We start from the raw sequence: 26141 nt of genomic DNA on the forward strand, positions 1-26141 counted from the left end.
GGGCACCTCCACCACTCGTGACCCGTTCCCTGCTGGCCCTCCCGCTCGCCGCCCTCGTGCTCACCGGGTGCGCCGGCAGCGGTGACCTCGGGCAGACCGCTGCCGAGGAGGCACCGGGCGGGGAGACCTCGGCGCAGGTCGAGGTGAGCAAGGACGTCACGGTGCTGCGGGCCTCGATCGCCGACGCGAGCGACGGGGCGCTGGACGCCGGGGACGACGCGGTGCTGCGGCTGGACGTGCAGAACGCCGGGCCCGACGACGACACGCTGCAGACGGTGAGCGGCACGGGCTTCGGCGCCGTGGACGCCGGGCCGTGGACCGTGCCGGCCGAGGGGGTGCTGCACCTGGGCCTGGACGGCACGGCCGCGGTGGTGCTCCCGGACACCGAGCGGCCGGTGGCGGTGGGCGACGAGGTCGAGGTGACGTTCGTGTTCGACCGGTCCGGCGAGGTCACCGTGACGGTGCCGGTCACCGACTGACCGGGCGTCCCGCGCGACGTCGACCCCGACCCGTGGCAGGCTCGGGCCCGTGCTGGACACGGGGGTGCGCGCCGGGTCTCTGGACACCCACGCCCTGGCGGTCCTCGCCGCCCAGGGCCCTCCGCCCGGTCAGCAGGGGCACCTCGGGGCGTCGATCCTGCTGGCGCTGCTCTCGGCGTGCGCCTTCGCGGTGTCCACCGTCGTGCAGCACCGGGCGGCCACGGATGCCGCCGCCGACCTCCCGCAGGGGGCGGTGCTCCGCCTGGTCGGCAAGCTGGTGCGCAACCGGGCCTGGATCGGCGGTCAGGGTGCCGCGCTCTGCGGGTTCCTGCTGCACGCCTCGGCGCTGAAGTTCGGGCCGGTCGTGGTCGTGCAGCCGCTGCTGTCCGGCGGTCTCGTCATCTCCCTGGCGCTCGGTGCCCTGGTCGACCGGCGGCACGCCGACCGGCTGCTGCCCGAGCGCGGGCAGTGGATCGCCGCCGGCGTCGTCGCGGTGACCCTGGGCCTGTTCGTCGTGTCCGCCCGGCCCCAGCACGGCAGCTCCTTCGCCGAGCCGAGGGCGCTGCTGCTGTGCGCCGGTGGGGCTGCGGCGGTGATGGTGCTGGCTGCGCTCTGGTCGCTGCGCCCGGCCGCCCCGCACAAGGCGCTGGCGCTGGGCCTGGCGGCCGGAGGCGGGTTCGGCATCACCGGGCTGCTGCTCAAGGACGTGGTGGCCCACCCGCCGGCCGAGCTGCTCGGCAGCTGGACCACCTACCTGCTGCTGGCCTCCGGTGCCGCCTCGATCGTGTTCGCCCAGTGGGCCTACCAGTCCGGCGCGCTCATCGAGTCCTTGCCGGTGATGGCCGTGCTCGAGCCGCTGGTCGCGGTCGGGCTCGCCGCACCGGTCTACGGGGAGGTCCTGGCCCCGGGTCTGCTGGCCACCATCGGCCAGGTGGTCGGTGTGGTCGGGCTGGTCGTCGGGGTCGCCGTCCTGGCCCGGCGCACCGCGGCGCGGGAGACCACCGGGGTGCCCCTCGCCGTCCCGGCGCCCGCACCGGCACCACACCCGCACCACTGACCGACCTCCGCGGGCGGCCCGAATGACACCGGTGTGGTTTGCCACACGGCGTGTCAGCGAAGACGCGCCGAGCGGGGGGTCACAGACCGGTCACGGCTCGTTAGGTTGCCTGCTGTCGAGCCAGGCGCAGCAGACGACGGGGGAGCACGGGTGGCGGTAGTAACGGGTGCTCGACGGCGACCGGCGGTCCTGGTGGCGGCGCTCGCCCTGGGCGGGGTGCTCGCCGCGACCCTGGGGCTCCCGGGCACACCGGCCGAGGCCACGTCCGACGACAGCGTCGCCCAGGCGCTGGCCGCCTCGGAGAACGCGGCGTTCCTCGACGAGGCCGAGCTCATGCCGCAGATGGCGATCACCGAGGCCCAGGCCCAGCAGCGGCTGGCCGAGGTGGCCGCCAGCCGGGCCGAGCGCGCCGAGGCCGAGGCGGCCGCGGTCGCCGCTGCCGAGGCGGCCCGCCCGAAGGTCGTCGTCCCGGTGGACGGCGCCCGGATGACCACCTGCTTCTGCCAGCGCTGGGGCACCATGCACTGGGGCATCGACCTCGCCGCGCCGATGCTGACGCCGGAGTACGCGGCCGAGGACGGCGTCGTGCTGCGGGCGGGTGCGGCCAGCGGGTACGGCCAGGCCGTCTACGTCCTGGGTGTTAGCGGTGACGTGACGATCTACGGCCACATGGAGGAGATCGAGGTCTCCGCCGGCGACGTCGTCGAGGCCGGGCAGACCATCGCGCTGCTGGGCAGCCGGGGACAATCCACCGGCCCGCACCTGCACTTCGAGGTCCACTCGGGCGGCCTGGACGGCCCGCCCGTCGACCCGGTCGTCTGGCTCCGCGAGCAGGGCGCAGACATCTGAGGCGTGCTCACCCACGGTGAGCCGCCGGACCGAGAGTCACTCGACGAGTGGAATCACTCCACTCGTGTGACGACACGCCGCTGATCCTGCCGGGATGGGACCGCCAGGGAGTCAGGCTGATCCCACGAAGGTCCCTCGTGCCTCGGCATCCACGCCGGCGTCGTCTTCTGTGAACGACGCGAACCGGCCCACGAGGGTCGGAGACAGGAGTGCCGACATGACGTCGGTCCTCGACCACGGGCGTCAGCCCACCCGAACCACATGGCTCGCCGGCGGGGTCGCCTCCACGATCCTGCTGGCTGCCGTCGGACTGATCAGCACGGCCGGCACCGCCGAGGCGGCGGCCGCCACCGCGGTACCGCAGGGGACGACGCAGTCGTTCGCCGTCCTGGCGGCCACCGGGATCACCAACACCGGCACGACCACGATCAACGGGGACACCGGGAGCTTCCCGGACGCGAGCCTCACCGACAACGGGACGATCGTGCAGACCGGCGTGGCCCGGGGCGGTGACGGTGTCGCCCAGCAGGCGCAGAGCGACCTGGACGTCGCGTACCTGGACACCGCGGGTCAGGGGCCGGCCGACCAGGTGCCGGCCGACCTGGCCGACGTGGACGCCCGCACCCTCGTGCCGGGGGTCTACACCAACCCGACGTCACTGTCGCTGACCGGCCCGCTCACCCTCGACGCGCAGGGCGACCCCACGGCCGTCTTCGTGTTCCAGTCGGGCTCGACGCTGATCACCGCCTCGGACAGCACCATCACGCTGATCGGCGGGGCGCAGGCCTGCAACGTCTTCTGGCAGGTCACCAGCTCGGCGACGCTGGGCACCAACAGCACCTTCGTCGGGACGGTCTACGCGAACACCGCGATCGAGGCCCAGACGGGTGCCGTCGTCCAGGGGCGGCTGCTGGCGCGCAACGCAGCGGTCACCCTGGACTCCAACGTGATCACCGCCCCGGCGTGTGCGACCACCCCGCCGACGTCCTCGGCGCCGGTCACCACGTCGGCGGCCCCCACGACCTCGGCGGCCCCGACCCCGGCCGGTCCCACGACGACCCCGGCGGGCGGCCCCGGGTCCCCGGGCAGTACGACCGGCGGCGGCACGAGCGGGACCCCGGGCGGGGGCACCCCGACCGGAGCCGGCCCCACGGGCGGCAACGGCGGCGGGAACGGCACCCGCGGCACGGGGGTCTTCTCCCAGGTGGGCACGGTCCCGGTCGGCTCGGTGGACACCGGCGACGGCAGCGCCGCCGGACCCCCGTCCACCCGGTGACCCCGCTGCGGGGGCGCCGGGCCCGGCTGGTCGGCGCCCTCCTGGGCGCAGCGGTCCTGGCGGGGTGCGGCTCGTCGGCGGCGCCCCCGCCGGTCGCGGCACCCTCGGCGACCAGCGTCGCGCCTGCGGCGTCGTCCCCGGTGCTGCCGGCGTCGGCACCGGTGCGCGTGCAGGTGCCGGCGATCGGCGTGGACTCCGAGCTGATGGACCTCGGTCTGCAGGCCGACGGCAGCCTCGAGGTGCCGCCGGACGGGTTCCCGGCCGGCTGGTTCACCGGCGCGCCCACCCCCGGCGAGCTCGGTCCCGCGGTGCTCGCCGGGCACGTGGACTGGGCCGGTGAGCCCGGGGTCTTCGCCGACCTCGCCCAGCTGGTCGCCGGCGACGAGGTGGTGGTCGACCGCGCCGACGGGAGCACCGCGCGGTTCGTGGTCGTCGAGGTCGACCAGATGGCCAAGGAGGACTTCCCGACCGCGGAGGTCTACGGCGACCTCGACCACGCCGGGCTGCGGCTGATCACCTGCGGTGGGGACTTCGACGCCGCCACCGGGGACTACCTGGACGACGTCGTCGTCTACGCCGACCTCGTCGGCTGAGACACCGAGCAGTCCTACCCAGGGCGCACGACCTCGGGCCGGGGAGGGTGGAGGGCATGGTCTCCTCCGTCCTCCTCCGGTCCGTCGTCCTGGCCCTGGTCTTCGCCTTGCCCCGGTTGCTGCCGGTGGGCGCGGAGGACGGGCTCGGTCTCGGGCTCGCGGTCTTCACCGTGCTGGCCGCGGTCTCCCTGGTCTGGGCGTTCCTCGACGGCCGCCGGGCCGGGCTCACCGCGGTCGCCGTGCGGTGGGCCGTCGTCGCGGTCGTCGTCGGGCTGGCGACGTCGGTGCTGGTGGCCGTCCCGGGCGCCGGCTGGTCGGACGTCGCCGCGGTGACGCCGGTGGTCGCTGCGCTCGTCGCCGTGCCGGCCGCGGTCGGCCTGCTCGTCGGGGCTCTCGTCCGTCGGATGCGGGTGCGCTGACCCGACGGCGTCAGGCCTCCGCCCTCCCGTTACAGCGACTGCAAGCACCGCTGTCGCTGTCCAACGGGTGGTCGAGGTCGAGTCGTCCATCGCCTCGCGGTCTGGCCGGCACCGGCTCCCGTCGCCGGCCGTCCCGCAGCCCGACCCGGGCCTGGACCGCGCGTCCCGGTGAGTGACAGCTCAGCGGGCGTCCAGGCCGTGGGCCTGCCCGCTCGGCTGTCACCCGGTGACGTGCCGGTGGCCGGGACCCCCCGCGGGGACGACGCCGCGGGGACTGTATGGTTGGTGACGGCTCGGACGCACCAGACCGGGTCGGCAAGGGGCTGTGGCGCAGCTGGTAGCGCACCACACTGGCAGTGTGGGGGTCAGGGGTTCGAGTCCCCTCAGCTCCACCCGAATGACCAGGCCGTTCTCCATCCGGAGGACGGCCTGAGTCGTCTCTGGTTGCAGTTGTGGTTGCAGTTGGCTCCACTCGGCCGGGCATCAGGAGGCCGCTCATCCGGTCGGCGGCCTCTCTCGCCAGGGCCGGCATGACGTGGCTGTAGATGTCCATCGTGGTGCGCATCTGGCTGTGGCCGAGCAGTTCCATGACCACCCGCGGGTGCACGTTCTCGCTCAGCAGCAGGGTGGCCGCGGTGTGCCGGCCGTCGTGCAGCCGGACGTGGCGGACGCCGGCGGACTGCAGCAGCCGGGTCCAGTCGTCGTAGTCGACCTTCTTGTCGATCGGCCGGCCGTTGGCCTGCGCGAAGACCAGGTCTTCCTCGTGCCACTCGGAGCCGGCCAGCATCTGCACGCCCAACTGGGCTGCCTTGTGCATGCCCAGGTCGGCGACCAGCGGGAGGGGCAGCGCCAGGGTGCGCTGGCTGCGCCGGGTCTTGGGCTCCTCGTAGACCAGGCCGCCCCGGACCCGGTGGATGCTGCGCCGCACCGTGAGGGTGCCGGTGAGCAGGTCGATGTCCTTCCACTGCAGGGCCAACGCCTCGGACTGCCGCAGGCCCAGCGCGAGGGCCACGGTCCATCGGGCGGAGTTCCGGACGTGTCGGGCGGCGGTGAGGACGGCGCGCGCCTCGTCGAGGTCCAGAGCGGTGGCGATGTCGCTCTGCTTCTGGGCGGGCGGGTCGACGAGGGTGGCGACGTTGCGGGGGACGTGCCCGCGCTGCAGGGCGACCGTGAGCGCGCGCGACAGGATGCGGTGCTGGCGGAGGACGGTGGCGGGGGAGTAGTCCGCAGCGAGCTTCGCGGTGTACAGCTCGTCCAGGTGCTCGGGGCGCAACCGGTCCAATCGGTGCCGGCCGAGCCCGGGGATCAGGTGCTTGCGGACGGCGGACTCGTAGCTCTCCAGCGTGCGCTGGCGCACCCGGCGCGGCGCGATGGTGGTGAGCCAGTGCTCCAGCCACTCGGCGACGGTCGGGGTGGAGACAGCCCCGACGGTGCCGGCCGCACGCTGCCGCTCGAGCTCGCGCACCTTCGTCACGACGACCGCGCGGGTCTTGCCGGTGACGTGCCGGCGGTCGAGCTTGCCGGCCGCGGTGAAGCCGACCGAGATGTAGCCGTGCCACCGCCCGTCCGCGGACTTGTAGATCGTCGACTCGCCGTTCGCTGCCCTGCTCGCCATCACGTGGTCCCGTCGTCGGTCTGGGCAGTGTTCAGCAGCCCGCGGCCGGGAGGCCAGTGGGCGCTGTGAACAGGGCGGGCTGGTCCACAAGAGGGCGCCCACGCGAGGCGGATGGCTGTTGAGCGGTGGTCGGGGGAGTGTCCAGGCGGCGGACGAAGCGCTCGAGCTCAGCCCGGGTGATCCGGCAGCTGCGGCCGATGTGCACCGGACGCAGCCGACCCTCCTTCATGAGGGCGTAGACCGTGGTGCGCCCGATGCAGAGGACGTCGGCCGCTTCCTCCGCGGTCAGCAGCAACCTCTCGCCGCTCACGTCGACCGACCGTTCGGGATCTGGGTGCACGGCGTCCTCCTCGTTCGGCAGTTGCTCCGTGTTCGGCAAGAGGCGCCGTTGCCCACGTCCTGCTGACGACGTTCCGTGCGGCGGAGGGCCGCAGGGAACGGTGGCGAACGGCCCGGTGCCAGCACGTCGAGGGGGTGACGTTCCTGACGGGCTCTGTCACCCCCGGACTCCTGACGTCACCCCGCTGGCACTGCCAGCGATGGTGTGGCGTGGCCCTACCCGAACGATCACGCGCTGGGCTGGAGGGGCTCTGAATGGTTCTGTCGCCCGCCTGTCCCCGTTCTTCGCACCGGTCGGCGCAGACCAGGGTGCGTGCGTCATGTGCGTTCACCAGCGTCGCTTGGAGGCGCCCCTCCGACGCTCGAGGGCTGCGTGGAGCCCACGCACCACGGCGGAGATCTCGGCCAGGTGCCGGTCGTACACCAGCCCCCGGTCGAGCTGACGGGTGAGCTCGCCGAGCAGGGCCGGCCAGTCCTGGCGACCTGTCGCGGGTGAGGCCGTGGCTTGCGCCGGCACCTCGACGACCCGCTCGACGACCGTGACGGCGCTCAACCCGGAGGCGGCGGCACGCCGTTGCTCCCAGGCTCGTTGACGGCAGGCCGCCGAGCACCACGTCGGCACGGGTCCCCGTGACTTGGGTGTGATGGGCCCGGTGCACCACCCGCACGTCGCGGCCGCCGCGCGCCGGCTCGCGGCTGGGAGGGCTTGATCGGCGACGCGTGGGCTTGTGGGGGCCTCGCTCGTCTCTGGCCTGGGCGGCTCGGTGCGGCGCCTCTTCTCCCGCTCGCGACGGCGTTCCTGCTGACGACGGGCGTAGGGACTCGGCATGCAAGGAGGGGGTGCCAGAGAGCCCGGTCACCTGTCACGACGAGTCGTTGTCACCCGTGGTGCATGAGGTGTGTCGATGCTGGTTCTGGTCGGTCGGGTCTTCGTCCGATCCGGGTTGCCTGTCGTCAGGGGACGGGGGAGGTGGTCCTGCGCAGGTGCCGTCGAAGCTCGCTGAGACGCTGTCTGGAGGGGGTCCTCCGCCCCTCCCTCCCCACGTCACCCCGGCCGCCCGTCAGGCCGCCGTGTGGTCCCCACCTGCTCGACGTTCTCGGGCTGACCGCGGGACCAGAGCCGCGCTCCACTGCTCCCCGGCGAGCTCCACGCCACGTCGTGCGGCCCACCTCGCGGCCCGCACTCGCCGGTGCGGGCCGCCAGGCGGGTGAGCCTCTACGGCTGAGGATGCGTCTGCAGCGGCAGCTGCAGGTACGACGCCCGGTCCCCGCCGGTGTGGATGACGTGCTGACCGGCGTTGGCCGGCTCGTACTCCCGGATGCCGGGCATCAGGGTGCCGAGGAGGTTCTTGCCGCTGACGACGAACCGCAGCTGCTGGCCGGCGGTGAACGACAGGCCCAGCGGCATGAGGTCGATCTGGACGTCGACGACCTCTCCAGCGGACAGCTTCTCGACCCGGTCGAAGGTGTGCGCCGGGACGTCCTCGGTGGACAGCTCGGCGTCCAGGTGGCGGGCGGAGACCCGCAGCCGTCCGTCGGACCCCTTGTACTTCAGGATCGTGGCGCCGTGGTCGGTGAGGTCGTGGGCCATCGCGCTCTGGTTGGGCACGGTGAACGCCTGCAGCGGGGTGCCGTGCGCATCGAGCTTCTGCACCAGCACGAACAGGTCCAGGTCGTCGCTGCCGCGGGCCTCGACCCACAGGTGGGCCTTGGGGTAGCCGACCAGCACGGTGTCCTCGGCGAACCGGTGTAGGAAGGAGACTGCAGCCGGGTTGCCGGTGGACAGGTACCCGGCCTCGGCGGCGTCGGCCGGGGCCGTCGTGGAGAGGCTGCGGGTGCGGGCGTCGAGGAAGAACTTCGTGTTCGTGACGTCGGCGGGCGGGAACTCCGAAGCCGGCACGCCCACCTGGTCGCCGCCCTGCAGGTCCAGCACGGAGTAGCGCACCCGCGGGGTCTGCTCCCAGTCGTTGTCGACGCCCTTGAGGTACCGGTCGAAGAACCGGCGCAGGTCCTCGACGTTGGCCTCGTCGTAGTAGTCGGGCCACTCCTGGGTGTTGTGCACGCGCAGCCACCTGTCGGCCGAGGCCATCCGGCGCCAGGCGCGGAAGGTGCCGGCGGTGTGCAGGGTGTTGGAGTAGCTGGCCACCACGTAGGCGGGCACGGTGATCTGGTCGAACGCCGGGACCTTCTCGGCCCACAGCTCGTCGAACAGCGGGTGCGCCTCGACCTCGCCGAGGATGTCCTCCTTCTGGTTCTTGCCGAAGAAGCTGCCGTCCTGAAGCTGCTGGGCGAACCCGGTGTCGGGCATGCCGCCGCGCAGCACCAGGTCGCGGTAGACGTCGCTGACGCCCTCCCACGGGTTGATCGCAACCAGGTGCGGGGGCTGCTCAGCAGCGGTGAACCACTGAGCGACGGCGAGGTAGGAGGTGCCGCTCATGCCGACCTTGCCGTCGCACCACTCCTGCTCGGCCAGCCACTCGACCAGGTCGTAGCAGTCGAGGCCCTCCTGGCGGTCCCAGAGCACGCTGTCGCCTTCGGAGTCCACCACCCCGCGGATGTCGGGGTTGCAGATCGCGTAGCCCTGCGCGCACCAGTAGGCCGGGTCCGGGGCCTCGAACTTCTCCAGGCCGGACACTGCGCTGTTCTGCAGGCCCACCAGGCCGAAGACGCCCATCACGCTGACCGAGGTGCCCTGGCCCTTGCCGTACGGGCTCCAGCACACGATCACCGGCACCGGCTCGGTGGTCACCGGGCGGAAGACGTCGACGTGGATGGTCACGCCGTCCCGCAGCTGGACGGCGACGTCCTTCTCGAACACGACGTCCACCGGCAGCGGTTTGAACATGGGCGCGACCTGGTAGCCGGCTTCCAGCGTGCGGGTGCCCGGCTCGAAGGCGGTCAGCAGGCCGGTGCGCGGCGGCGGAAGCGGGCTGGAGGGGACGTAGGTCTTCAGGTCGGTGCTCATCGTCGGGCTCCTCGGGCGGCGGTGGCGGTGGTGGTGCGGTGGTCGTTGGCGACGACGGGGTTGGTGAGCACGCCGAGGCGCTCCACCTCGACCTCGACGACGTCGCCGGGGTGCAGCAGCCAGGGGGGCGTTCGGGCGTAGCCGACGCCGGACGGCGTGCCGGTGGCCAGCAGGTCGCCGGGGTGCAGCGTCAGGGTGTGCGAGACCAGGGACAGGACGTCGCCGACGGTGTAGGCCATCTCGGCGGTGCTGCCGTCCTGCACGGTCTGCCCGTTGACCCGGGTCTGCACGTGCAGGCCGTCGCGCAGGTCGCCGACCTCGGCGGCGGGCACCAGCGGACCCAGCGGCCCCGAGGCGTCGCCGTTCTTGCCCAGGATCCACTGGCTGGTCAGCTTCTGCGCCCGCCGCGAGGTCAGGTCGTTGAACGTGGAGTAGCCGACGACGCCGGCCAGCGCCTGCTCCGGGGTCGCGTCGACCAGGGTGGCGCCGACGTAGGCCACGACTTCGCCCTCCCAGTCCACGCCGTCCTCGTTGGCCGGCACGGGCACCGGTGCGCCGCTGACGGACAGGGACGCCGTCCAGCGAGCGAACAGTGACGGGTAGGGCGGCAGGTCCTCGTTCGCGAACGAGCCTTCCGCGACGTGCTTGAGGTAGTTCAGCCCGATGCACAGCACCCGGGCGCCGGGCAGCACCGGCGGCACCTGGACGACGTCCGCCAGCGGCAACGCGGGGCCGTCGGGGGTACGGGCGAGCCACGCGGGGGCGTCGGCCCAGAACTCCTCCAGCCCGGTCAGCACGGTGACGTGCTCGCCGTCGGGGGACAGGCCGGCGACCTCGACCGGTCCGCCGTCGCGACGGATGCCGACCATCGCCATCAGTGCGGCCCTCCGTGGGGGGTGTCCAGGTGGTGCTGCAGGAGCAGGTCGTCGGCGAAGTCGTGCGAGGGGGACCGCCAGACGCTATGCACGTGGTTGGCGTCGTCCTCGGCGTTGTCGAACTCCACCAGCGTCGCCCCGCCCTGGATGCGGAAGTAGTGCGGCTGGTCGATCGTCAGCCCGCCGGCCCAGGCGAACCGGAGCTCCTCGACACCACCGGCGGCGGCGATCCGGTCCATCTCGACGTCGACCAGGCCCGGGCGGGCGCGGTGCACGAAGAGGGCCAGCAGCTCGTCGAACCCGGCGCGCTGGGTGGCCGACAGGTCCCCGACCCGCACCCCGCGGGGGTGGTCGCGGAAGTAGGCCAGCGCCCGCCGGTCCTCGTCGGTGATCATCGCGTCGCGGCGGCCGACCCCGTGGTGGGCGGGGTACTCGACCTCGCCGATGCGGGCGACGGTGCGGGTGACGAAGTCCGCCGGCGGCTTGGTGTGGATGACGGCCTCCCCGCGCTGGGCGCCGGTGAGGGAGTCCAGCAGCACGAAAGCTGCGTCCTCCTCCTCGCCCAGGATCCGGAACGGCCCGATGCGGGCAGGCTCGGCGCCCATCAGGAACGGGGTGGCGGTGAGCAGGTCGCCGTCGACGACGGTCACGTTCAGCGACAGGTGGTGCCCGACCAGCCGCCAGCCCCAGGTGGAGTCCGGCTGGGGCTGCCCGAAGAAGGAGAGGAAGTAGCCGCGGGCGTCGCGAAAGGTGGCCGCGACGTGGCCGAACACCGGCAGGTTGAGCTCACGCAGCACGTGCTCGTTGCTCATCACCTGCACGACCCGGGCGTAGGCCGGCAGCGACATCGACTCGGCGATCAGCCGGTGGGCCAGCACCTCCTGCGCGCGGGTCAGCTCACCCAGGGCCAGGCCGTGCCGGCCGGACTCGGGGAGGAAGTTCCAGTGCGTGCGGCCGGCATCGGTGTGCGGCAGCAGCACCTGGGCGCGCTGGTCGCCGTCGAGGGAGTCGAACAGGCCCATCGCGGCGAAGGTGACCACGGTGGCGTCGAAGGACCCGCCCTGTCGTGGCTGGTGCTCGGCCGGCAGCTCGGGCAGGTGCGGCAGCTCGGTCACGACGCGACCGGCCGGATGACGAGCATGCTGGCCGGCAGCTGGCTGCGGTTGACCACTGCGCGCTCGGTACCGGGGGTGAAGTGCACGGAGTCGTAGGGCCGCAGCACGGCCTCCTCGCCGTCGGCGATCATCGTCAGCTCTCCGCTGACCAGCACGTACACGGTCTCGACCGGCTGCGGGGACAGTGCGGCCTCGCCGCCTGGCAGGTAGTGCGACAGGACGACGGTCACCGTCTCGGTCGGGGTGTCGGTGCCGCCCTGCAACCGCAGCGGGCCGACGCCGGTGTGCCCGGGCGGGGAGAACGCCTCGGCGTCGGTCAGTCGGGTGATGCGCATGCCCATCGGGTCAGTGCTCCTTCGTCGGGAGGGTCGCGGTGGTGGTGGCGACCTGGGTGAGCCGGTCGATCCAGGCGCCGATCCGCACGGTGCTGGCCGCCGGTGGCAAGCCAGTCATCCGCAGCGCCAGCGGCGGCTGACCGGGCCCGGTCAGGACCGGGACGACGATGTTGGCCAGGTCGTAGAGCGTGCCCGGGTGCAGGTCGGGGCAGAACAGGTCGGCCAGCTCGGACGTCGCGGCCGCGACGGCGCGCTCGTGCCGGGGCAGCCGGTCGGAGGCCTCAAAGGAGTCCAGGGCCTGGCGGTGGCGGCGGTGGGTCTCGGCGTCGGCCAGCAGCATCGAGTGGCCGCGCTCCCGGACCCGTTCCAGGTGGGCGTGGCCCACCCCGGTGCCCGGGCCCCGGGCCAGCCACTCGTCGACCTCGGTGTCGGGCGCCCCAGCGAAGAACACGGCGCCGAAGGGCGGGATGAGCGGCTGACGGTGGCCCAGCGGGAACGCCTCGTCCACCGCACTGCGGTTGGCGGCCAGCACCTGGACGGCGTCCCAGCCGACCCGGGCCACCACGCTGCAGTTCACCCCCAGCTCGGCGCTGAGCGCCTCGACGGCCGGCCGGATGCCCTCGGCCAGCTGGGCGGCGGCGATCAGTTCGGGGTCGGGGGTCGCGACGAACGAGCCGGGGGCGAAGCGGCCGTAGCCGCCCTGGAAGAACAGCAGCGGCAGGGTGGAGCGCTCGACGGCCAGGGACTGCACCCGTCCCAGGACGACGAGGTGGTCACCGGCGGGCCGGACGTCCTCGAACGAGCACTCGACCCAGGAGACGGACCCGGTCAGCACCGGGGAGCCCAACGGGCCCGGTCGCCAGTCGACGCCGGCGAACTTGTCGGCCCCGCCGGTGGCCAGCTGCCGGCACAGGCCCTCCTGGTCGGCGGCCAGCACGTTGACGCAGAACGCCGGGGCGCTGCGCACCCGGTCGAAGCTGTAGGAGCCGGCCGTGGGGTAGAAGGCGATCAGCGGTGGGTCCAGGGACACCGAGGAGAAGGTGCCCACGACCATGCCGGCCGGCTGCCCGTCGTCGGCGATCGCGGTGACCGCCGCGACGCCGGTCGGGTAGTGGCCGAGGGTCTCCCGGAACAGCGCCGGGTCGATGGCCAGCGTCATCGCCCGGCCACCGTGAGCGCGACGCGCAGCTGGGTGAGCAGGGCGGGGACGTCGGCAGCGACGCCGACGCCGAAGACGTAGAAGTCCGGCCGGGCGAGGACGACGTCGCAGTCGTGCGCGTCGAACCAGGCCCCGTACGCGCCGTCGACATCGACGACGGGACCGGCGGGGGAGACGGCGGTGACCGTGCCGCCGAGGCCGGCGAACCAGGCCGCGGTGTCGTCGTCCAGCTCGGGCGTGGTGGCCCGGCCGATCAGCTGCCAGTCGCCGCCGACGATGTCGTCGAACAGGCTGGTGACGCCATCCACCCGGACCCGGGCCTGCGGGGCGAGCCGGCCAGCGGCGTCCTGGCCGGGGACGGTGATCGAGGGGTGCCCCAGCCGGGGGTGCGGCGGCTCCTTGGTGTCGCTGGGGTCGGCCAGTGCCCGGCGCATCTCGGCGTCCCGGGCCGCGGCGCGGGCGGGGTCGAGCTCGCAGATGACCCGGCCGGCGGCGACGGCCTCGTCGATGATCTCCCGCACGTGGCCGGCGCGTTCGGGGCCGTAGCTGTCCAGCACGGCCGGGTCGGCCAGCCCGCGGTGCACCAGCGCCAGCCGCCAGGCCAGCGCCCGGGCGTCCCGCAGCCCGGCGCACAGGCCCTGGCCCATGAACGGCGGCATGAGGTGCGCGGCGTCCCCGGCCAGGAAGGTGCGGCCGACCCGCCAGGTCTGCGCCCAACGGCCACGGAAGGTGTAGACGGCGTGCCGCTCCAGCTCGGCGGTCTCGGGGGTGACGCCGAAGGGGGCCATCAGCGCCCAGGCGGTCGACTCCTGGCCCAGCTGCTCGGGAGTGACGTCGTCCCGGCGCATGAACTCGAACCGCCGACGGCCGGGGCCGCTCTTCACCGCGGTGGCCGGCTGCCGGGGGTCGCAGTGCTGCACGACGAAGGCGTCCCACTCCTGCTCGACCAGCGGCCGGTAGTCCACCACCAGCCAGTCGGCCTCGAATCCGGAGTCGCCGACCTCGATGCCCAGGTGCGTGCGGACGGCGCTGTTGGCCCCGTCGGCGCCGATCACCCAACGGCTGCGCACGCTCACCGGGTGCTCACCGGTCAGCAGCGTGGTCGCGCCGTCGTCGTCCTGGTCGGTCGAGGCAAACGACCAGCCGCGGTGCACGGTCACCCCGGGGGTGGTGACGGCGAGGTCCTCCAGCACCGCCTCCAGGGAGGGTTGGTGGAAGCCGTTGGTGTTGGCCCAGCCGGACTCGGCGGGCCGGTTCCAGTCGATGGCCATGAGCAGTTCGCCCTCGCCGTTGCGGAACTGGTAGCCACCGCGCGCACCGACCGAGGGTTCGAACAGGTCGGCGTGGTCGGCCATGACGCCGGCGGCCTGCAGGATGCGCAGCGCCTCGTGGTCGATGGTGCAGGCGCGGGGGAGCGGGTATCGCTCCGGCCAGCGCTCAACGACGGCGACCTGCAGCCCGGCCCGGCCGAGCAGGATGCCGGTGAGGAGCCCGACGGGGCCGCCGCCGACGACGAGGACGTCGACGTCGGTGGGGGGTGCACTCACGGTCGGCTCCTGCCGGTCAGGTGGGGGTTGGGGAGGACGACGCACTTGGCATGCGGCGAGTCGGCCTGCTGCTGCCACGCGGCGGGCAGCTCGTCGAGGTCGAAGGTGCGGGTGGGCACCTGCAGGCCGTCCGTGAGCGCGGCCCACAGCCAGGTCAGTGCCGGGGCCTTGGCGGCGAGACCGAGGTGCAGGCCGGCGAAGCCGGTGAGGGTGAGCTGCCTGCCGCGCAGCAGGCCCGCGGGGATCTCGGCGGTCGGTCCGGCGAGGTTGCCGATGTTCACGATCCTGGCGCGCGGTGCGCAGGCCAGGAGAGCAGCCTCCAGCGGGGTCCCATACACGCCGTCCAGGACGACGTCGAAGGGCCCGCCCAACCGGGCGGCCATGTCGTCGCGGCTCTCCCCGGGGAGGAGCTCGACGACGGCGTCGGCGCCGAGCTCCTGGACCCGGTGGAGAGCGGTGGTGCTGCGCCCCACGCCGACCACCCGCCCGGCGCCCAGGCGCCGGGCGATCTGGACGGCGAGCTGGCCGACGGCGCCGGTGGCACCCAGCACGAGCACGGCCTCCCGGGGCTGCAGCCGGGCCTCGGTGACCAGCGGCAGGTAGGCGGCGGTGCCCGAGTTGCCGACCGCGGCGGCCAGCACGGGGTCCACCCCGTCGGGGAGGGGGAGGACGTCGTCGTCGGGCACCAGCACCTGGGTGGCCAGCGATCCCGGGGTCGACGGCGAGGCGTGCACCTCGGCATACACCCGGGTGCCTGGCGCGTGACGGTCGGACTCGACGACGACGCCGACGCACTCGCTGCCCGGGACGTAGGGCTGCTCGTGCCGGGCGGAGTGGAACCCGCCGGAGGCGATGAGCAGGTCCAGCGGGTTCAGCGGTGCGGCGAGCACCTCGAGCAGCGTCGTCCCGGCCCGGCGCGGGGGAAGCATCAGCGGTCCCACCCGGGGCGGTGCCCCCGGGGCGTCGATCGTCGCTGCTCGAGGTGCACCCACGTCGGCTCAGCCGGCCTTCTGCACCGGCGCGGGGGCGAACCGGTCCAGGGTGGTGATGCCGGCGAAGGCGTGCGGCTGGATGCCGGCCATCAGGCGGCCGTAGTTCTCCGACAGCGCCTCGAGGTTCAGGGCACCGTGCAGGGTGATGATCCGGGCGTCGCGCCACGAACGCTGGATGGGCTCGAAGTCCATGATCGCGGTGGAGCCGGAGTTGCGCTGCAGCAGCTCGATCGCCTCGGCGCACCACTTGGCGGCGTAGGCGGTCTCGGCCAGCACCCGGGCGCTGAAGTGCTGCATGTACTCCGGGCTCTCCGGGGTGCCGGCCGCGTTCAGCCGGCCGAGGCGGTCGGTCTCCTCGGCGTTGGCCCGGGCCATCAGCTCGGCCGAGCGGATCTTGCTGTGCACCTCGGTGAGCATCAGGTGGGTCAGCGGCGCCTCGAGCTGGTTCTTGTACGTGGTGCCGCGGATCGGCCGGCCGGCCGAGCGCTCGACGAAGCGGTCCAGGGCGCCCCGGGCGATGCCGATGCTCATGCCGGCCATCAGGCTGAACGCCCAGCCCAGCGACGGCACCTTCCACAGCGACCCGGCCAGGCCGTGGTCGATGCTCTGGGAGGTGACCAGGCGGAAGTCGGTGACCCGGTGGTCGGGGACGAAGAGCTCGTCGCCGGGCAGCTCGATGGAGACGCTGCCGGTGGCGCGCATGCCGGCGACGTTCCAGTCGTCGAGGAACCGCAGCTGGTCGCGGGGGACCTGGACGCCGACCAGGTACTTCCCGTCACCGTCGTCGGCGATGCAGCCCAGGTTGGTGTAGGGCGCCCAGAGGGCGTCGCTGCCGAACGTCCACGGGCCGCCGGTGATGAGCCACCCACCCTCGGTGCGGGTGGCGCGGCCCTTGGAGGCGGGGAAGTGGCTGGAGCCGGCGACGCGCGGGCCGACCCAGTCGTGCCCGTAGACCTCCTCGACCACCTGCGGGCCGCAGCCGGCCGGCAGCCAGTTGGTGGAGGCGGCCACCCACACGGTCCACCCGGCCGAGCCGTCGTACTCAGCGACGGTGCTGACGACGTCCAGCTGCTGGCGGACGGTCAGCTCGTCGCCGCCGTACTCCGCGGGGCTGGCGATGGCGAAGACCCCGGCCGCGTCGAGGGCGGCGATGGTCTCGTCGGAGTGCCGGCCGGCCTTCTCCGCGGCCAGGGCGCCGGCCCGCAGCGCCGGGCCGAACTCGCGCACCTGCTCGAGGATCTGGGCCAGGCGCGCGGGCTTGTCTGCCGCTGTCGGGGCGTCGAGGGTGAGGGTCACTGGGTGTCTCCGGAGGTCGCGGGGATGACGGGCAGCTGCACGTAGCTGGGGTGGTCGGGCCCCGTGTAGACCGTGTTGCGGGCGCCGGCGTGGTAGCTCTCGTCGTACTCGCGGACCGGGATGCCGGACGGGGTGTAGGGCTGGACGTCGATGCGCAGCCGGGAGCCGGCCCGGACCAGCGCGGTGCTGGGGTAGAGCCCGACCTCGACGAAGACCGGCTCGCCGGGCTCCAGCGGCTGGGCATCGGCCTCGGCGTGCGAGGGCACGGGCCAGTAGTCGGTGGTCCGCTCGGGGTCCAGGGCGCGGCGGGAGACCTTGAGCGGGCCGTGCCCGACCGGGTGGACGTGGTTGGGGTCGATCGGCAGGACGACGGACTCGTAGCGGACCTCGCGGTCGTGGGCGTCGATCACCCGCAGCGACACGAACACGTCCATGTCGGTGCTGGTGGAGGACACCCACAGCCCGGCCTTCATGTAGCCGGCCAAGGTGAGGTCCTCCATCAGCGGGTCGCTGATGAAGGAGACCCCGGTGGACCAGCGGGGGGTGCCGCCGACGTAGCCGATCGGGGCCGGGATGGGCATGCCCAGGTCCAGGTCGGCGGCGTAATCCGCGCTCGTCTCCGCGGTCGGGACCTCCTCGACGATCCGCAGCAGGTCGGTGCGGTTGGCGTCGCCGGTCCAGTCGGTGGGGCTCGCGTCGAGGTACCAGCGCCGGTACTGGGTGCGGGCGATCGGCCACTCCTGCTCGTGCAGCACCAGGTGCGTGCCGTTGCCGGCCCGGACCTGCACCCGCACGGGCGGGGCGTCCATGACGCCGTTGTCGGTGCCCTTGAGCCAGTGGTCGAAGAACGCCTGGTGGTCGGCGATCGAGGACTGCTTGTAGCTGCCCGGGAACCAGGCGTCGACGAAGTCGAAGCGCTTGGCCTCAGCACCCGTGGAGTGGATGTAGGTCTCGCTGCTGCCCAGCTGGTGGATGGTGACGCCGGTCTGCGGGCCGACGACCCAGACCGGCGCGGTGGCCTTCTCCAGCTCCGGGCGCATGAAGATCGTGCCCTGCGGGCCGTAGGCGGCCGGGTCGTTGAACGGCGTCGCGCGGAGCTGGGCCATCCAGTCGGTCTGGGGGCGCTCGGTGCCGACGAAGTTGTGCCCGGACATGGTCTTCCACCACCAGTCCCAGAAGCCGATCCCGAACAGGCCGCCGCCGTAGGTGGCCTCGTTGTAGAGGTCGGCGTCGGTGCCGATGGCGACCATGGCCTTCAGGTGCGGGGGCTGGAGGCTGGCGACCATGTGCTGGGTCATGGCCAGGTAGGACATGCCCCAGAGGCCCACGTTGCCGTTGGACCAGAGCTGGGTGCCGGCCCACTCGATCGCGTCGTAGTAGTCCTCGGACTGCTGCACGCTGAAGGGGGCCTGCCGGCCGGGGCTGCGGCCGACGCCGCGGCTGTCGACCCGGATGCACACGTAGCCCTCGGGCACCCAGACCGCGGAGTCGACGCTCTCGTGGTTCTCGTACTGCTGGCCGCGCGAGTTGCCGGAGAAGAAGAGGTCCTCCAGCACCTCCTTGGCCTGCGCCTGCTCGTCGTCGCCGATGCAGTCGTGGTCGAAGGCCTTGCCGTAGAAGCCCTTGTTCAGGATCACCGGGTACGCGCCGTCCGCGGCGGGACGGAAGACGTCGGCGTAGACGAAGGAGCCGTCGCGCAGCGGGATCTGCACGTCGGTGGTCTTGACGATGCCGCGCAGCTCGCGGCGCAGCTGGTTGCGGGCGGCCTCGGGGGAGCGGAGCGCCCGGTCCAGGGTGTCCAGCAGCCCGGTGACGACGGCGTCGGCAGCAAAGGCGGCCTCGGGCTGTTCGAACGCGATGAACCGTGCCTGGACCAGGTCGTGCACCTCGGGGGCGATGGTGACGCCGGACTCGACGTCGCCGTCGGCGTCCAGGGTCTGCACCAGCCGGGCCAGGTTGGTCACGGCGGGGTCGTGCAGCTTGTCGATGCGGCCGTCGACCCGGTGCACCAGGTGGGCGAGGGTGACGACGTCCGCACCGGGTGCTGTGCCGAGCACGACGTCACCCAGCAGGAAGGACACGACCTCGCCCTCGGCGAACTCGAACCGGCCGCGCTCGTCGGTGACCCCGCTGCAGGTGGCGGTCTGGAACTTAAGGCCGGCGGTGGGGCCGGCGAGCACTCCGGTGCGGACGTCGGCCACGGCTACTTGCCCCGGACCGCGGTGAGGTAGGCGACCTTGCCGGCCTCGGCGTGCTCCTTGAGCACGTTGAGCTGCATGTCGGGGCGGTGCTCGGCGTTGGGCACGGGCACGAAGGGGTTGCCGGTCCAGCCCTGCAGGCGGCAGACCCGGTGCTTGATCCGCCAGCCGTCCGCGGTACGCACGAGCTCGTCGTCGTACCAGCCGGTGCCGGTCCAGGTGGCGCCGTCCTCGGCGTCGTTGCGGATGAGCAGCCAGTTGCCGTAGGCGAAGGCGTTGGCGGTGTCGCCGTCGACGTGGACCAGCTGGCCCATCATCGTGTGCTGGTGGCTGTCCAGGGTGGCGTGGAACTCGGCGAAGGAGCGCTTGAACTCCTCCAGGCCCACCCAGGCGTTGCCTGCGGGGCCGAACTCGGCCACCACGTCCTCGGCGAAGACCTGGTCGAACAGGTCCCAGGCGTGCGCGTCGAGGGCGAACCCGTACAGGTTCAACAACTGGATGATCGCGGTCTTGTCGTCGTGGTCAGCCACGGTGCTGCTCCATTCACTGGCGATCGGTGAAATGTCTCCGATGCGGTGGTGTCATGTTGGAGCCCCGGTAGGATGTGTGTCAAGCACCACTCCCCGGAGAATTTCTGGGGCGCTGACGAGAGCTGAGGGGATGTCCGTGAGCGAGGCGACCGAGCCACGCATCTCGCTGAACGAGGCCGCCTACCAGCGGCTGCGGGCCGAGATCATCGCCTGCCGGCTCGCCCCCGGGCAGCGCCTGACGGAGAAGGGGCTGGCCGCCGACTTCGGGTTCAGCTTCGCCCCGCTGCGCGATGCGCTGACCCGGCTGGACCACGAGGGCCTGATCCGCACGGTGCCGCGGCGGGGCTACCAGGTGGCGCCGTTGACGCCCAAGTCGATCGACGACCTGTTCGTGCTGTGGGAGATCGTCGGGCCCGAGCTGATCCGGCTGGGGTTGCAGCGCGCCACCGAGGAGCAGATCGCCGACGCCCGAGCGGCGTTCGACGACCTGGACCGAACGTCGGCGGCCCAGGACATCGATGTCGTCACCGGGACCTTCACCGCGCTGGCCGAGGCGACCGGGAACAGCTACATGATCGCGCTGCACCAGCGGCTCATGGGCGACATGAGCCGCATCCGGGCGCTGCGCCTCACCTCCGCCGAACCCGCCGACTCCGTGCCCACCCAGCACTGGGTTCGCGAGGTGCTCGTCGAGCGCGATCCGGACCGCGCCGCCGAGCACGCGCGGCGCCACATCCGCGAGGTGCACCAGGCCGTGCTCCAAGCCGTCGTCCGCTGGCCGTCGGTCATGACCAGCGAGGTCAGCGTCGGCTCACCTCGCTGAGCCCCCGGTCCACCCTCCCAGGACGCCCTGCTCCGCCACACCCGCGGTCTGGACCGCGTGGACGCGTCCCTACGAGCCAGTCATCAGGCCTGGACGGTCTTCCGCGGTACCTGCCTGGAGGCTCGCCTGCTGGCCCGGGGCTGCTCGTCCATCACGTCCGGGCCCGGACCTGGATGCCGGCGAGGAGCAGGTCGAGTCCGGAGCGGAAGACGTCCTCGTCGTCGTGGGCGGCGAACTCGTCGGCGACGTGGTGGGCGAAGGGGTACTCGTCGGGGTCGAGGGCCCGCCACCGGTCGGCGTACATCGCCAGGAACTCCGTGGGTTCCAGGCCGCTGTCGAGGAACTCCGGGGGTGGTGGCTGCGCCATGTCCGCCGCCACCCCGACCACGTAGCTCACCAGTGACGACACGGCGTGGAACCGCTGTCTGGGCGTGAGGTCCAGGCGCATCACCTGCTGTCCCAGCCGGTCGAACATCGACATCGAGTTCGGTTGCAGTCCGGTGTTGCGGAGCATGTAGGAGCCGAACCACGGCCGCCGGCGCATCTCCTCGAACAGGGCGAGGGAGAGCGCCCGCAGGTTCTCCACCGGGTCCGGCCCCGTACCGAGGTCCGCTGAATCGTCGAGCAGGCGACCCATGATCTGGTCGGTGGCCCGGTCCAGCAGCTCATCGCGGCTGGCCACGTACCAGTAGATGCTGGCCACGCCACCGCCCAGGCGGGTCGCGAGCGCCCGGAAGGTCAGGGCTGGCTCGCCGCCCTCGTCGAGGAGGGCGATGGCCTCGGCCAGCACGGCGTCCAGGGAGTGGGTCACCCGGCGACGCGACCCGCGTGACCGGGCGGGTCCAGCTGTGGGGTCCGTCATGCTTGCACTCTATCGAACGGCGTTCTAGTCTTCGAACCGCGTTCGGTTCTCGAACGTCGTTCGATCTCCCGGAGGTGTGGCATGGCCACCACAGACACCAGTACGAGCACCACCGCACCCACGCACACGTCGCTGCGGGCGGCTGCTCTCCCGCTCGCCGCCCTCTGCCTCGCGTTCTTCGTCGAGATGGTCGACAACACGCTCCTGACCATCGCACTGCCGACCATCGGCCGGGACCTGGGCAGCGGCACCACCGCCCTGCAGTGGGTCACCGGGGCCTACTCCTTGACCTTCGGGGGGCTGCTGCTCACAGCCGGCTCGGCCGCCGACCGGCTGGGACGCCGACGGGTGCTGTTGACCGGGCTCGCCGCCTTCGGCGTCATCAGCCTCGCCGTCGTCTTCGTCTCCACTGCGGGGGAGCTGATCGCCCTGCGGGCCGCCCTCGGTCTGGCTGCCGCGGCGATGGCGCCAGTCACCATGTCACTGATCTTCCGGCTCTTCGACGACGAGAAGCTGCGCATGCGCGCCATCACCGTCGTGATGATCGTCGGCATGTCCGGCTTCGTGCTCGGTCCGCTGCTGGGCGGCACCGCCCTGGCACACGTGAGCTGGACCTGGCTGCTCGTGGTCAACGCCCCGATCGCGCTCATCGCGTGGGTCGGCGTACGCCTGGGCGTGCCCGCCGACCGTCGGGAGGACCTGACCTCGGACCCGCTGGACCTGCCCGGCGCCGTGCTCACGATCGCCGCGATCGGCCTCGGCTGCTACACCCTCACCAGCGGTGTCGAGCACGGCTGGCTGTCCCTGATCACCATCGTCTCGGCTTTGGGCGCCCTCGCCGCCGGCACCTGGTTCGTCCGGCACGAGCGCGCGACCGAGTTCCCGATGCTCGACCTGCGCCTGTTCGCCTCAGGGCCCGCCCGCGGCGCGGCCATCACGCAGATGGCCGCGTCCATCACGATGGCCAGCGTCATGTTCGGGCTGATCCTGCACTTCCAGTACGCCTACGGCTGGAGCCCGGTGCGGGCCGGCCTGGCCAACCTGCCCCTGATCATCACGATGATCGCCGCCACCCCGCTCTCCGAGTGGCTGGCGGCTCGGTTCGGCCACCGCATCGCGTGCCTGATCGGTTCCGCGCTGCTCGTGGTGTCCCTGCTGGGCATGGCATGGGGCGTCGAGCACGGCTACACCGCCATCGCAGTGGCGATGGTCGTCCTGACCGTGGGTCTGCGCACGATCATGACGATCTGCGCCGTTGCTCTGGTCCAGGCGATGCCGGCGAACCGCACGTCCATCGGTGCTGCCCTGAACGACACCGCCCAGGAAGTCGGCTCCAGTCTGGGGACCGCCGTCGTCGGCACCATGATCGCCGCCCTGGTCACCTCCAGGCTGCCCGCCGGTGTCTGGACCTCCGACCTCGTCCACTCCTTCTTCAGCGGTGAACGGACCACCTACCTGGTGCTGGCCGGGGTCGTCTGCCTGGTCGCCACCTACGGCGCACTCACCCTCACCGACTCCCGCGCCACTGAGGACCACTGACCGGGTCTGGCCGGGCGCGCTCGTCGGAGCATGGAGGGGCGGTGTCGAGATCGACGTCGGTGCAGGTGATCAGGTCAGCGCCCTCAGGCAGGTGCTGACGGGGCGGGCATCGGTGTTCTCGGTGCTGCTCGGCCGCGGGCATCCTCATCAGATGGCTGGACCGACGCGGGCGTGCAGGATGCGGTCAATCACGGGGGCACGTACACCCTGCCGGCCACGGGACAGCGGTTTCCGCGGGTGCAGGTGATCGCGGTTTACGACCTGCTACGTGACATGCGGCCGAAGATGCCGTTGACCTTGGTGCCCTAGATCCAGGCCAGCCGGCCCAAGCTGCGGACGCAGGACAAGAGCATGTTCGACGACTAGTTCAGCCGCACCGTCTGCGTCTCCTCGTAGGGGTTGCCATCCTCTTCCCAGCGGATGATGGCGTCCCACTGGAAGGCGCTCCCCATGTGCGCCATCAAGGACCAGCTCAGGCTGCCGCCGGGGGCGAGGCGACTAACCGGGGTGATGTTGTAGGGCTCTGGTGGATCATCACCTTCCGCCAGCGGTACGAACTCAAAGATGAGGTTCTCGGCTGCCGCGGTCCCCTGGTTGGTGATAACGAAGTGGTACCTGGTCGAGAACTTCGGCTTGCCCTTGTTGTCGACGCCCGTCATCTCGCGCTCAGATCGGGCCGATCCGATGGGGTTAGCTCGGGGGACCGTGCGCGGCGTGGAAGTCACAACGCTGAACGCCGACACATCCTTGGCGAAATACTCGCGGGCGATCAGCGTCAGGTGCGCGGTGACCTTCCGGCTCAGCTCAGCCTCGCTGTCATACGAGTCATAGATCGAACGACTCTTCAGTTCCTCTTGGAATTTCAGCAGGCGGGCGTACTGCTCAGGGTCAACGCTGCCGGGAACCACGGGCTGGCTGGAGAAGTAGATGAGTGTCGGCTTCCTGGCGTCGTGAGAGCGACGGATCTCTTCGGCGGTACCAGATGCGTCTGTCTCGGTTGCCGTCCCGAGCCGGGTCCAGAACGTGCCGATCAGGACATCAGCCTTGTCGACCAGCTGCTGGTTGATGATCGCTTGAGGGTGCGCGCCAACGCCGGGAAGGACGTCGCGCTCCCACAGGCGCGGCTGAAAGGCGATCTTGGTTGCCTCGCTGTTAAGTGCGTTCCAGTCTTCGATGGCGGTACGAATGACCGTCCTCGCGGCCCCTGTGTCGCCGGGGGATGCGATCAGCACTTGAACCATCAGTACCTGGTAGGTCATGTGGGTGGCTCCCTCGTTAGCAAAACTTGACTGGTGCCAACTCACGCCGGTGTGAGTCGCAGGGCACTTTCGATAAGGGACAGTTCGGTGGCCAACCGAGTGTTTGGGAGAACCCTTCGGCCCGGATTGACTAGCTCAGCGGGGTTGGTGGCTCCAGGTGGTGCTTCACCCGCTCATAGCTCCCGAGCGACCAGACCAAGCCCTCCGCGAGCCGGTGCCCCACGTCCCAAGGCTGTCCGGTCAGTTCCTGCGTGGTTGCAGTCGTCGCAGCTTCGTACGAGGGCGAGGAGTACCTCGTGGGGCTGTAGAAGTCCGTCTCGTCTATGAAGGCGCTCGACGTGCCACCGGCCAACTTGTCGACATGTAGACCTAAGGCCCAGGTGCCCCGGAAGCCGATGGCCTGGCCGTACTTGCGTACCCAGTCGAGCAGCCGGCGGGCGTACAGCACGATCATGACGTCGATGACGTACCAGCGGCCATTGCGGCCCTCCTTCGTGGCGCGGCCGACAAGAACGCGCAGGCCACCCGATTCGAGGAACTCGACGTCGAGCAGTCCCGGCTCCTGATCCCTCTCAGCGATCTCCGGGTTCAGCTGCCGGCCACTGTGCGCCAAGCTCCGAGCGACGTTCGCCATTGCACCGCCGCGGCGTTCGACGCTTTGTAGGTAGGGCGGGCTCGGTGCGATGCCCACCTCCCGCTGGGTCATCGACGACAGGCGCTCAACCATCGTCACCTGCCGGATCCAGTCCTCAATGCCCGGTCGACGAAGGAAGGGCACGGCGACGCCTGGGGGCGCGGCCATCGGCTCGGCAACTAGGTAGACGTGGCCGGTCTGACGGTCAGCAGGTGGGATCGGGTCACGAGCGATCTCCCGGTCGAGCAGCAGCCGGATGCGGTTGGTTACAGACTCCCGACGTTGATGGAGTCGTTGAACCTCGCCGTCCGACAGGTAAACGTTCTTCTTGTCGCCCCGACCGTAGTAAGTCCCGTCGACCTGATGCGGGGCACGAGGGCTGGGCGGTATCTCCACGACGATGTATCCGAGCGTTGCGTCAGCGGCAGAAGCGATAGCCGTCGTCTCGATGTACAGCGGCGGATCGACGGCCGAGGCAGCGATACTCTCGATCTTCTCGGGCACGCCGAGGGTGGGCTGCGGTGCGAGCGAGAATTTGCCCGTCGACTTGTCCTCGTGCAGCCCGATGAGGATCGAGCCGCCATCGACTGAGAAGGCAGCTAGGTCAGCTGCCAGCCCACGGTTGGCTGGCTTCCCGGTGTTGAGCTGCTGCTTGGCGTCCCACCAGTGCGTCTCTTCGAGGATGTCGTCTGCGATCGCGCGCTCGATGTCTGCTTCAGACTTGGGGGTCCACCGCGGACGATCAGAGGTCGGAAGGGTCACCCAGCGAGGATAGCGAGACGGACCGACAAAACTCAGAAGCTCATGAGGGTTTGGCGTTAGCTAATCGAGCGGACTACAAGGTGGCGCTGGCTGTCCGCTGCCAGATGTTGGTAGCGGTCTAGACGTAGATGTCAGCTGGCGCCCCAAGCGACTTGACCGGCTACGCCACAGGATGTCGCCGTTCCTGAAACCGCTGAGGTTGACGTTCCCTAGACCGACATCACCCTGGTCGAGTTCGACAATGCCTGCCTTCCGGCGACGTTCGTGACAAGGTTAGAGGCGGCCCCGGGAGGGCACTGTCTAGCGATGGCGATTACGTCAATCTGTTCATCACCAGTCATGACGACGGTCGCGCCTGGGTCGTTTCTATAGTTTCAGGCATGTAGTACGCCTCCTCGGTGCTGAGACGTACTCTGCTGCCCTGAAGAATCCCCTGCGCTTCCGGTTCGCTAGGAACAATCTCCAAGTCGTAGCGACCGATGTCGAAGCTCATAGCCGCAGTGGTGATGGCGGAGATGGAAATGGTGATGGTGCCAGCGGTTCCGTCGACCACCTCGAGGCGCCCGCTGGGACAGCGCGGCTGACAACTCCCGCTGCAGGTACTCCGAGATGGGTGGAGTCCC

22 protein-coding genes, 1 tRNA gene and 2 pseudogenes are annotated in these 26141 nt (G+C 71.5%); 8 read left to right on the top strand and 17 right to left on the bottom strand.

The features are described 5' to 3' along the window. The first annotated feature begins 17 nt into the window (after positions 1–17). From F1C76_15875 to F1C76_15895, 5 genes are all read left to right on the top strand, one after another. Positions 18–479: a copper chaperone PCu(A)C gene (locus F1C76_15875; protein QNG37866.1), complete on the top strand. Its 462-nt coding sequence runs from the start codon at positions 18–20 to the stop codon at positions 477–479. A gap of 49 nt (positions 480–528) precedes the next feature. Next, a complete protein-coding gene (locus F1C76_15880) occupies positions 529–1536 on the top strand; it encodes a hypothetical protein (protein QNG37867.1) in 1008 nt (335 codons plus the stop codon). Positions 1537–1641: 105 nt separating this feature from the next. Then, positions 1642–2385 (top strand): M23 family metallopeptidase, encoded by a 744-nt coding sequence (locus F1C76_15885; protein QNG37868.1) that lies wholly within the window; start codon positions 1642–1644, stop codon positions 2383–2385. Positions 2386–2479: 94 nt separating this feature from the next. Continuing rightward, positions 2480–3661 (top strand): DUF3494 domain-containing protein, encoded by a 1182-nt coding sequence (locus F1C76_15890; GenBank protein ID QNG37869.1) that lies wholly within the window; start codon positions 2480–2482, stop codon positions 3659–3661. Then, positions 3658–4254, top strand: a complete 597-nt coding sequence (locus F1C76_15895; protein QNG37870.1) for a class F sortase — start codon at positions 3658–3660, stop codon at positions 4252–4254. Before F1C76_15890 ends, F1C76_15895 begins: the two co-directional genes overlap by 4 nt. A 255-nt stretch (positions 4255–4509) precedes the next feature. Here the strand turns inward: F1C76_15895 and F1C76_15900 are convergent. After that, a pseudogene (locus tag F1C76_15900) lies at positions 4510–4596 on the bottom strand (mismatch-specific DNA-glycosylase). A 396-nt stretch (positions 4597–4992) separates the two neighbouring features. On the opposite strand from F1C76_15900, the gene F1C76_15905 reads away from it, so the two are divergent. Next, positions 4993–5065: transfer RNA gene (locus tag F1C76_15905), tRNA-Ala, on the top strand. A 137-nt stretch (positions 5066–5202) separates the two neighbouring features. On the opposite strand, the pseudogene F1C76_15910 reads toward F1C76_15905, so the two are convergent. The 13 genes and pseudogenes from F1C76_15910 to F1C76_15970 all read right to left on the bottom strand — a co-directional run bounded on the left by F1C76_15910 (position 5203) and on the right by F1C76_15970 (position 19639). Further along, a pseudogene (locus F1C76_15910) lies at positions 5203–6030 on the bottom strand (site-specific integrase). A gap of 289 nt (positions 6031–6319) precedes the next feature. Continuing rightward, positions 6320–6580, bottom strand: coding sequence for a helix-turn-helix domain-containing protein (locus F1C76_15915; protein QNG39297.1), 261 nt, complete (start codon positions 6578–6580; stop codon positions 6320–6322). A gap of 375 nt (positions 6581–6955) precedes the next feature. Then, positions 6956–7144: a hypothetical protein gene (locus F1C76_15920; GenBank protein ID QNG39298.1), complete on the bottom strand. Its 189-nt coding sequence runs from the start codon at positions 7142–7144 to the stop codon at positions 6956–6958. 699 nt (positions 7145–7843) lie between these two features. Beyond that, complete coding sequence (locus tag F1C76_15925) at positions 7844–9592, bottom strand: CocE/NonD family hydrolase (GenBank protein ID QNG37871.1); 1749 nt, start codon at positions 9590–9592, stop codon at positions 7844–7846. Next, the gene (locus tag F1C76_15930; GenBank protein QNG37872.1) at positions 9589–10467 is read right to left on the bottom strand and encodes a fumarylacetoacetate hydrolase family protein; all 879 of its coding nucleotides are present in this window, start codon (positions 10465–10467) and stop codon (positions 9589–9591) included. The genes F1C76_15925 and F1C76_15930 overlap by 4 nt, the downstream gene beginning before the upstream one ends. After that, positions 10467–11582 (bottom strand): DUF3500 domain-containing protein, encoded by a 1116-nt coding sequence (locus F1C76_15935; GenBank protein ID QNG37873.1) that lies wholly within the window; start codon positions 11580–11582, stop codon positions 10467–10469. The genes F1C76_15930 and F1C76_15935 overlap by 1 nt, the downstream gene beginning before the upstream one ends. Continuing rightward, on the bottom strand, positions 11579–11917 hold the full coding sequence (locus F1C76_15940) for a cupin domain-containing protein (GenBank protein ID QNG39299.1): 339 nt from the start codon (positions 11915–11917) through the stop codon (positions 11579–11581). The genes F1C76_15935 and F1C76_15940 overlap by 4 nt, the downstream gene beginning before the upstream one ends. Positions 11918–11927: 10 nt before the next feature. Further along, positions 11928–13076 (bottom strand): flavin reductase, encoded by a 1149-nt coding sequence (locus tag F1C76_15945; GenBank protein ID QNG37874.1) that lies wholly within the window; start codon positions 13074–13076, stop codon positions 11928–11930. Further along, positions 13073–14776 carry a bifunctional 3-(3-hydroxy-phenyl)propionate/3-hydroxycinnamic acid hydroxylase gene (locus F1C76_15950; GenBank protein QNG39300.1) on the bottom strand — a complete coding sequence of 568 codons (1704 nt, stop codon included), beginning with the start codon at positions 14774–14776 and terminating at the stop codon, positions 13073–13075. Before F1C76_15950 ends, F1C76_15945 begins: the two co-directional genes overlap by 4 nt. Beyond that, positions 14620–15552, bottom strand: coding sequence for a zinc-binding alcohol dehydrogenase family protein (locus F1C76_15955; GenBank protein QNG37875.1), 933 nt, complete (start codon positions 15550–15552; stop codon positions 14620–14622). Before F1C76_15955 ends, F1C76_15950 begins: the two co-directional genes overlap by 157 nt. A gap of 69 nt (positions 15553–15621) precedes the next feature. Then, entirely contained in the window at positions 15622–16911 is a 1290-nt protein-coding gene (locus F1C76_15960; protein QNG37876.1) for a hypothetical protein, read from the bottom strand. Next, entirely contained in the window at positions 16908–19112 is a 2205-nt protein-coding gene (locus tag F1C76_15965) for a CocE/NonD family hydrolase (GenBank protein QNG37877.1), read from the bottom strand. Before F1C76_15965 ends, F1C76_15960 begins: the two co-directional genes overlap by 4 nt. Before the next feature lie 2 nt (positions 19113–19114). Beyond that, positions 19115–19639, bottom strand: a complete 525-nt coding sequence (locus tag F1C76_15970) for a nuclear transport factor 2 family protein (GenBank protein QNG37878.1) — start codon at positions 19637–19639, stop codon at positions 19115–19117. On the opposite strand from F1C76_15970, the gene F1C76_15975 reads away from it, so the two are divergent. Then, entirely contained in the window at positions 19608–20462 is an 855-nt protein-coding gene (locus tag F1C76_15975; GenBank protein QNG37879.1) for a GntR family transcriptional regulator, read from the top strand. The genes F1C76_15970 and F1C76_15975 overlap by 32 nt on opposite strands. Positions 20463–20613: 151 nt before the next feature. Here the strand turns inward: F1C76_15975 and F1C76_15980 are convergent, their stop codons facing one another. Next, a complete protein-coding gene (locus tag F1C76_15980) occupies positions 20614–21324 on the bottom strand; it encodes a TetR/AcrR family transcriptional regulator (GenBank protein ID QNG37880.1) in 711 nt (236 codons plus the stop codon). 81 nt (positions 21325–21405) lie between these two features. Here F1C76_15980 and F1C76_15985 point away from each other — a divergent pair, with 81 nt between their 5' ends. After that, positions 21406–22863 (top strand): MFS transporter, encoded by a 1458-nt coding sequence (locus F1C76_15985; protein QNG37881.1) that lies wholly within the window; start codon positions 21406–21408, stop codon positions 22861–22863. Between the two features lie 362 nt (positions 22864–23225). Here F1C76_15985 and F1C76_15990 read toward each other — a convergent pair whose 3' ends face one another. Continuing rightward, entirely contained in the window at positions 23226–24122 is an 897-nt protein-coding gene (locus F1C76_15990; protein ID QNG37882.1) for a hypothetical protein, read from the bottom strand. 130 nt (positions 24123–24252) lie between these two features. Further along, positions 24253–25518: an ATP-binding protein gene (locus F1C76_15995; GenBank protein ID QNG37883.1), complete on the bottom strand. Its 1266-nt coding sequence runs from the start codon at positions 25516–25518 to the stop codon at positions 24253–24255. Between the last annotated feature and the right edge of the window lie 623 nt (positions 25519–26141).

The organism is Geodermatophilaceae bacterium NBWT11, assembly GCA_014218215.1.
Taxonomy (GTDB): Bacteria; Actinomycetota; Actinomycetes; order Mycobacteriales; family Geodermatophilaceae; genus Klenkia.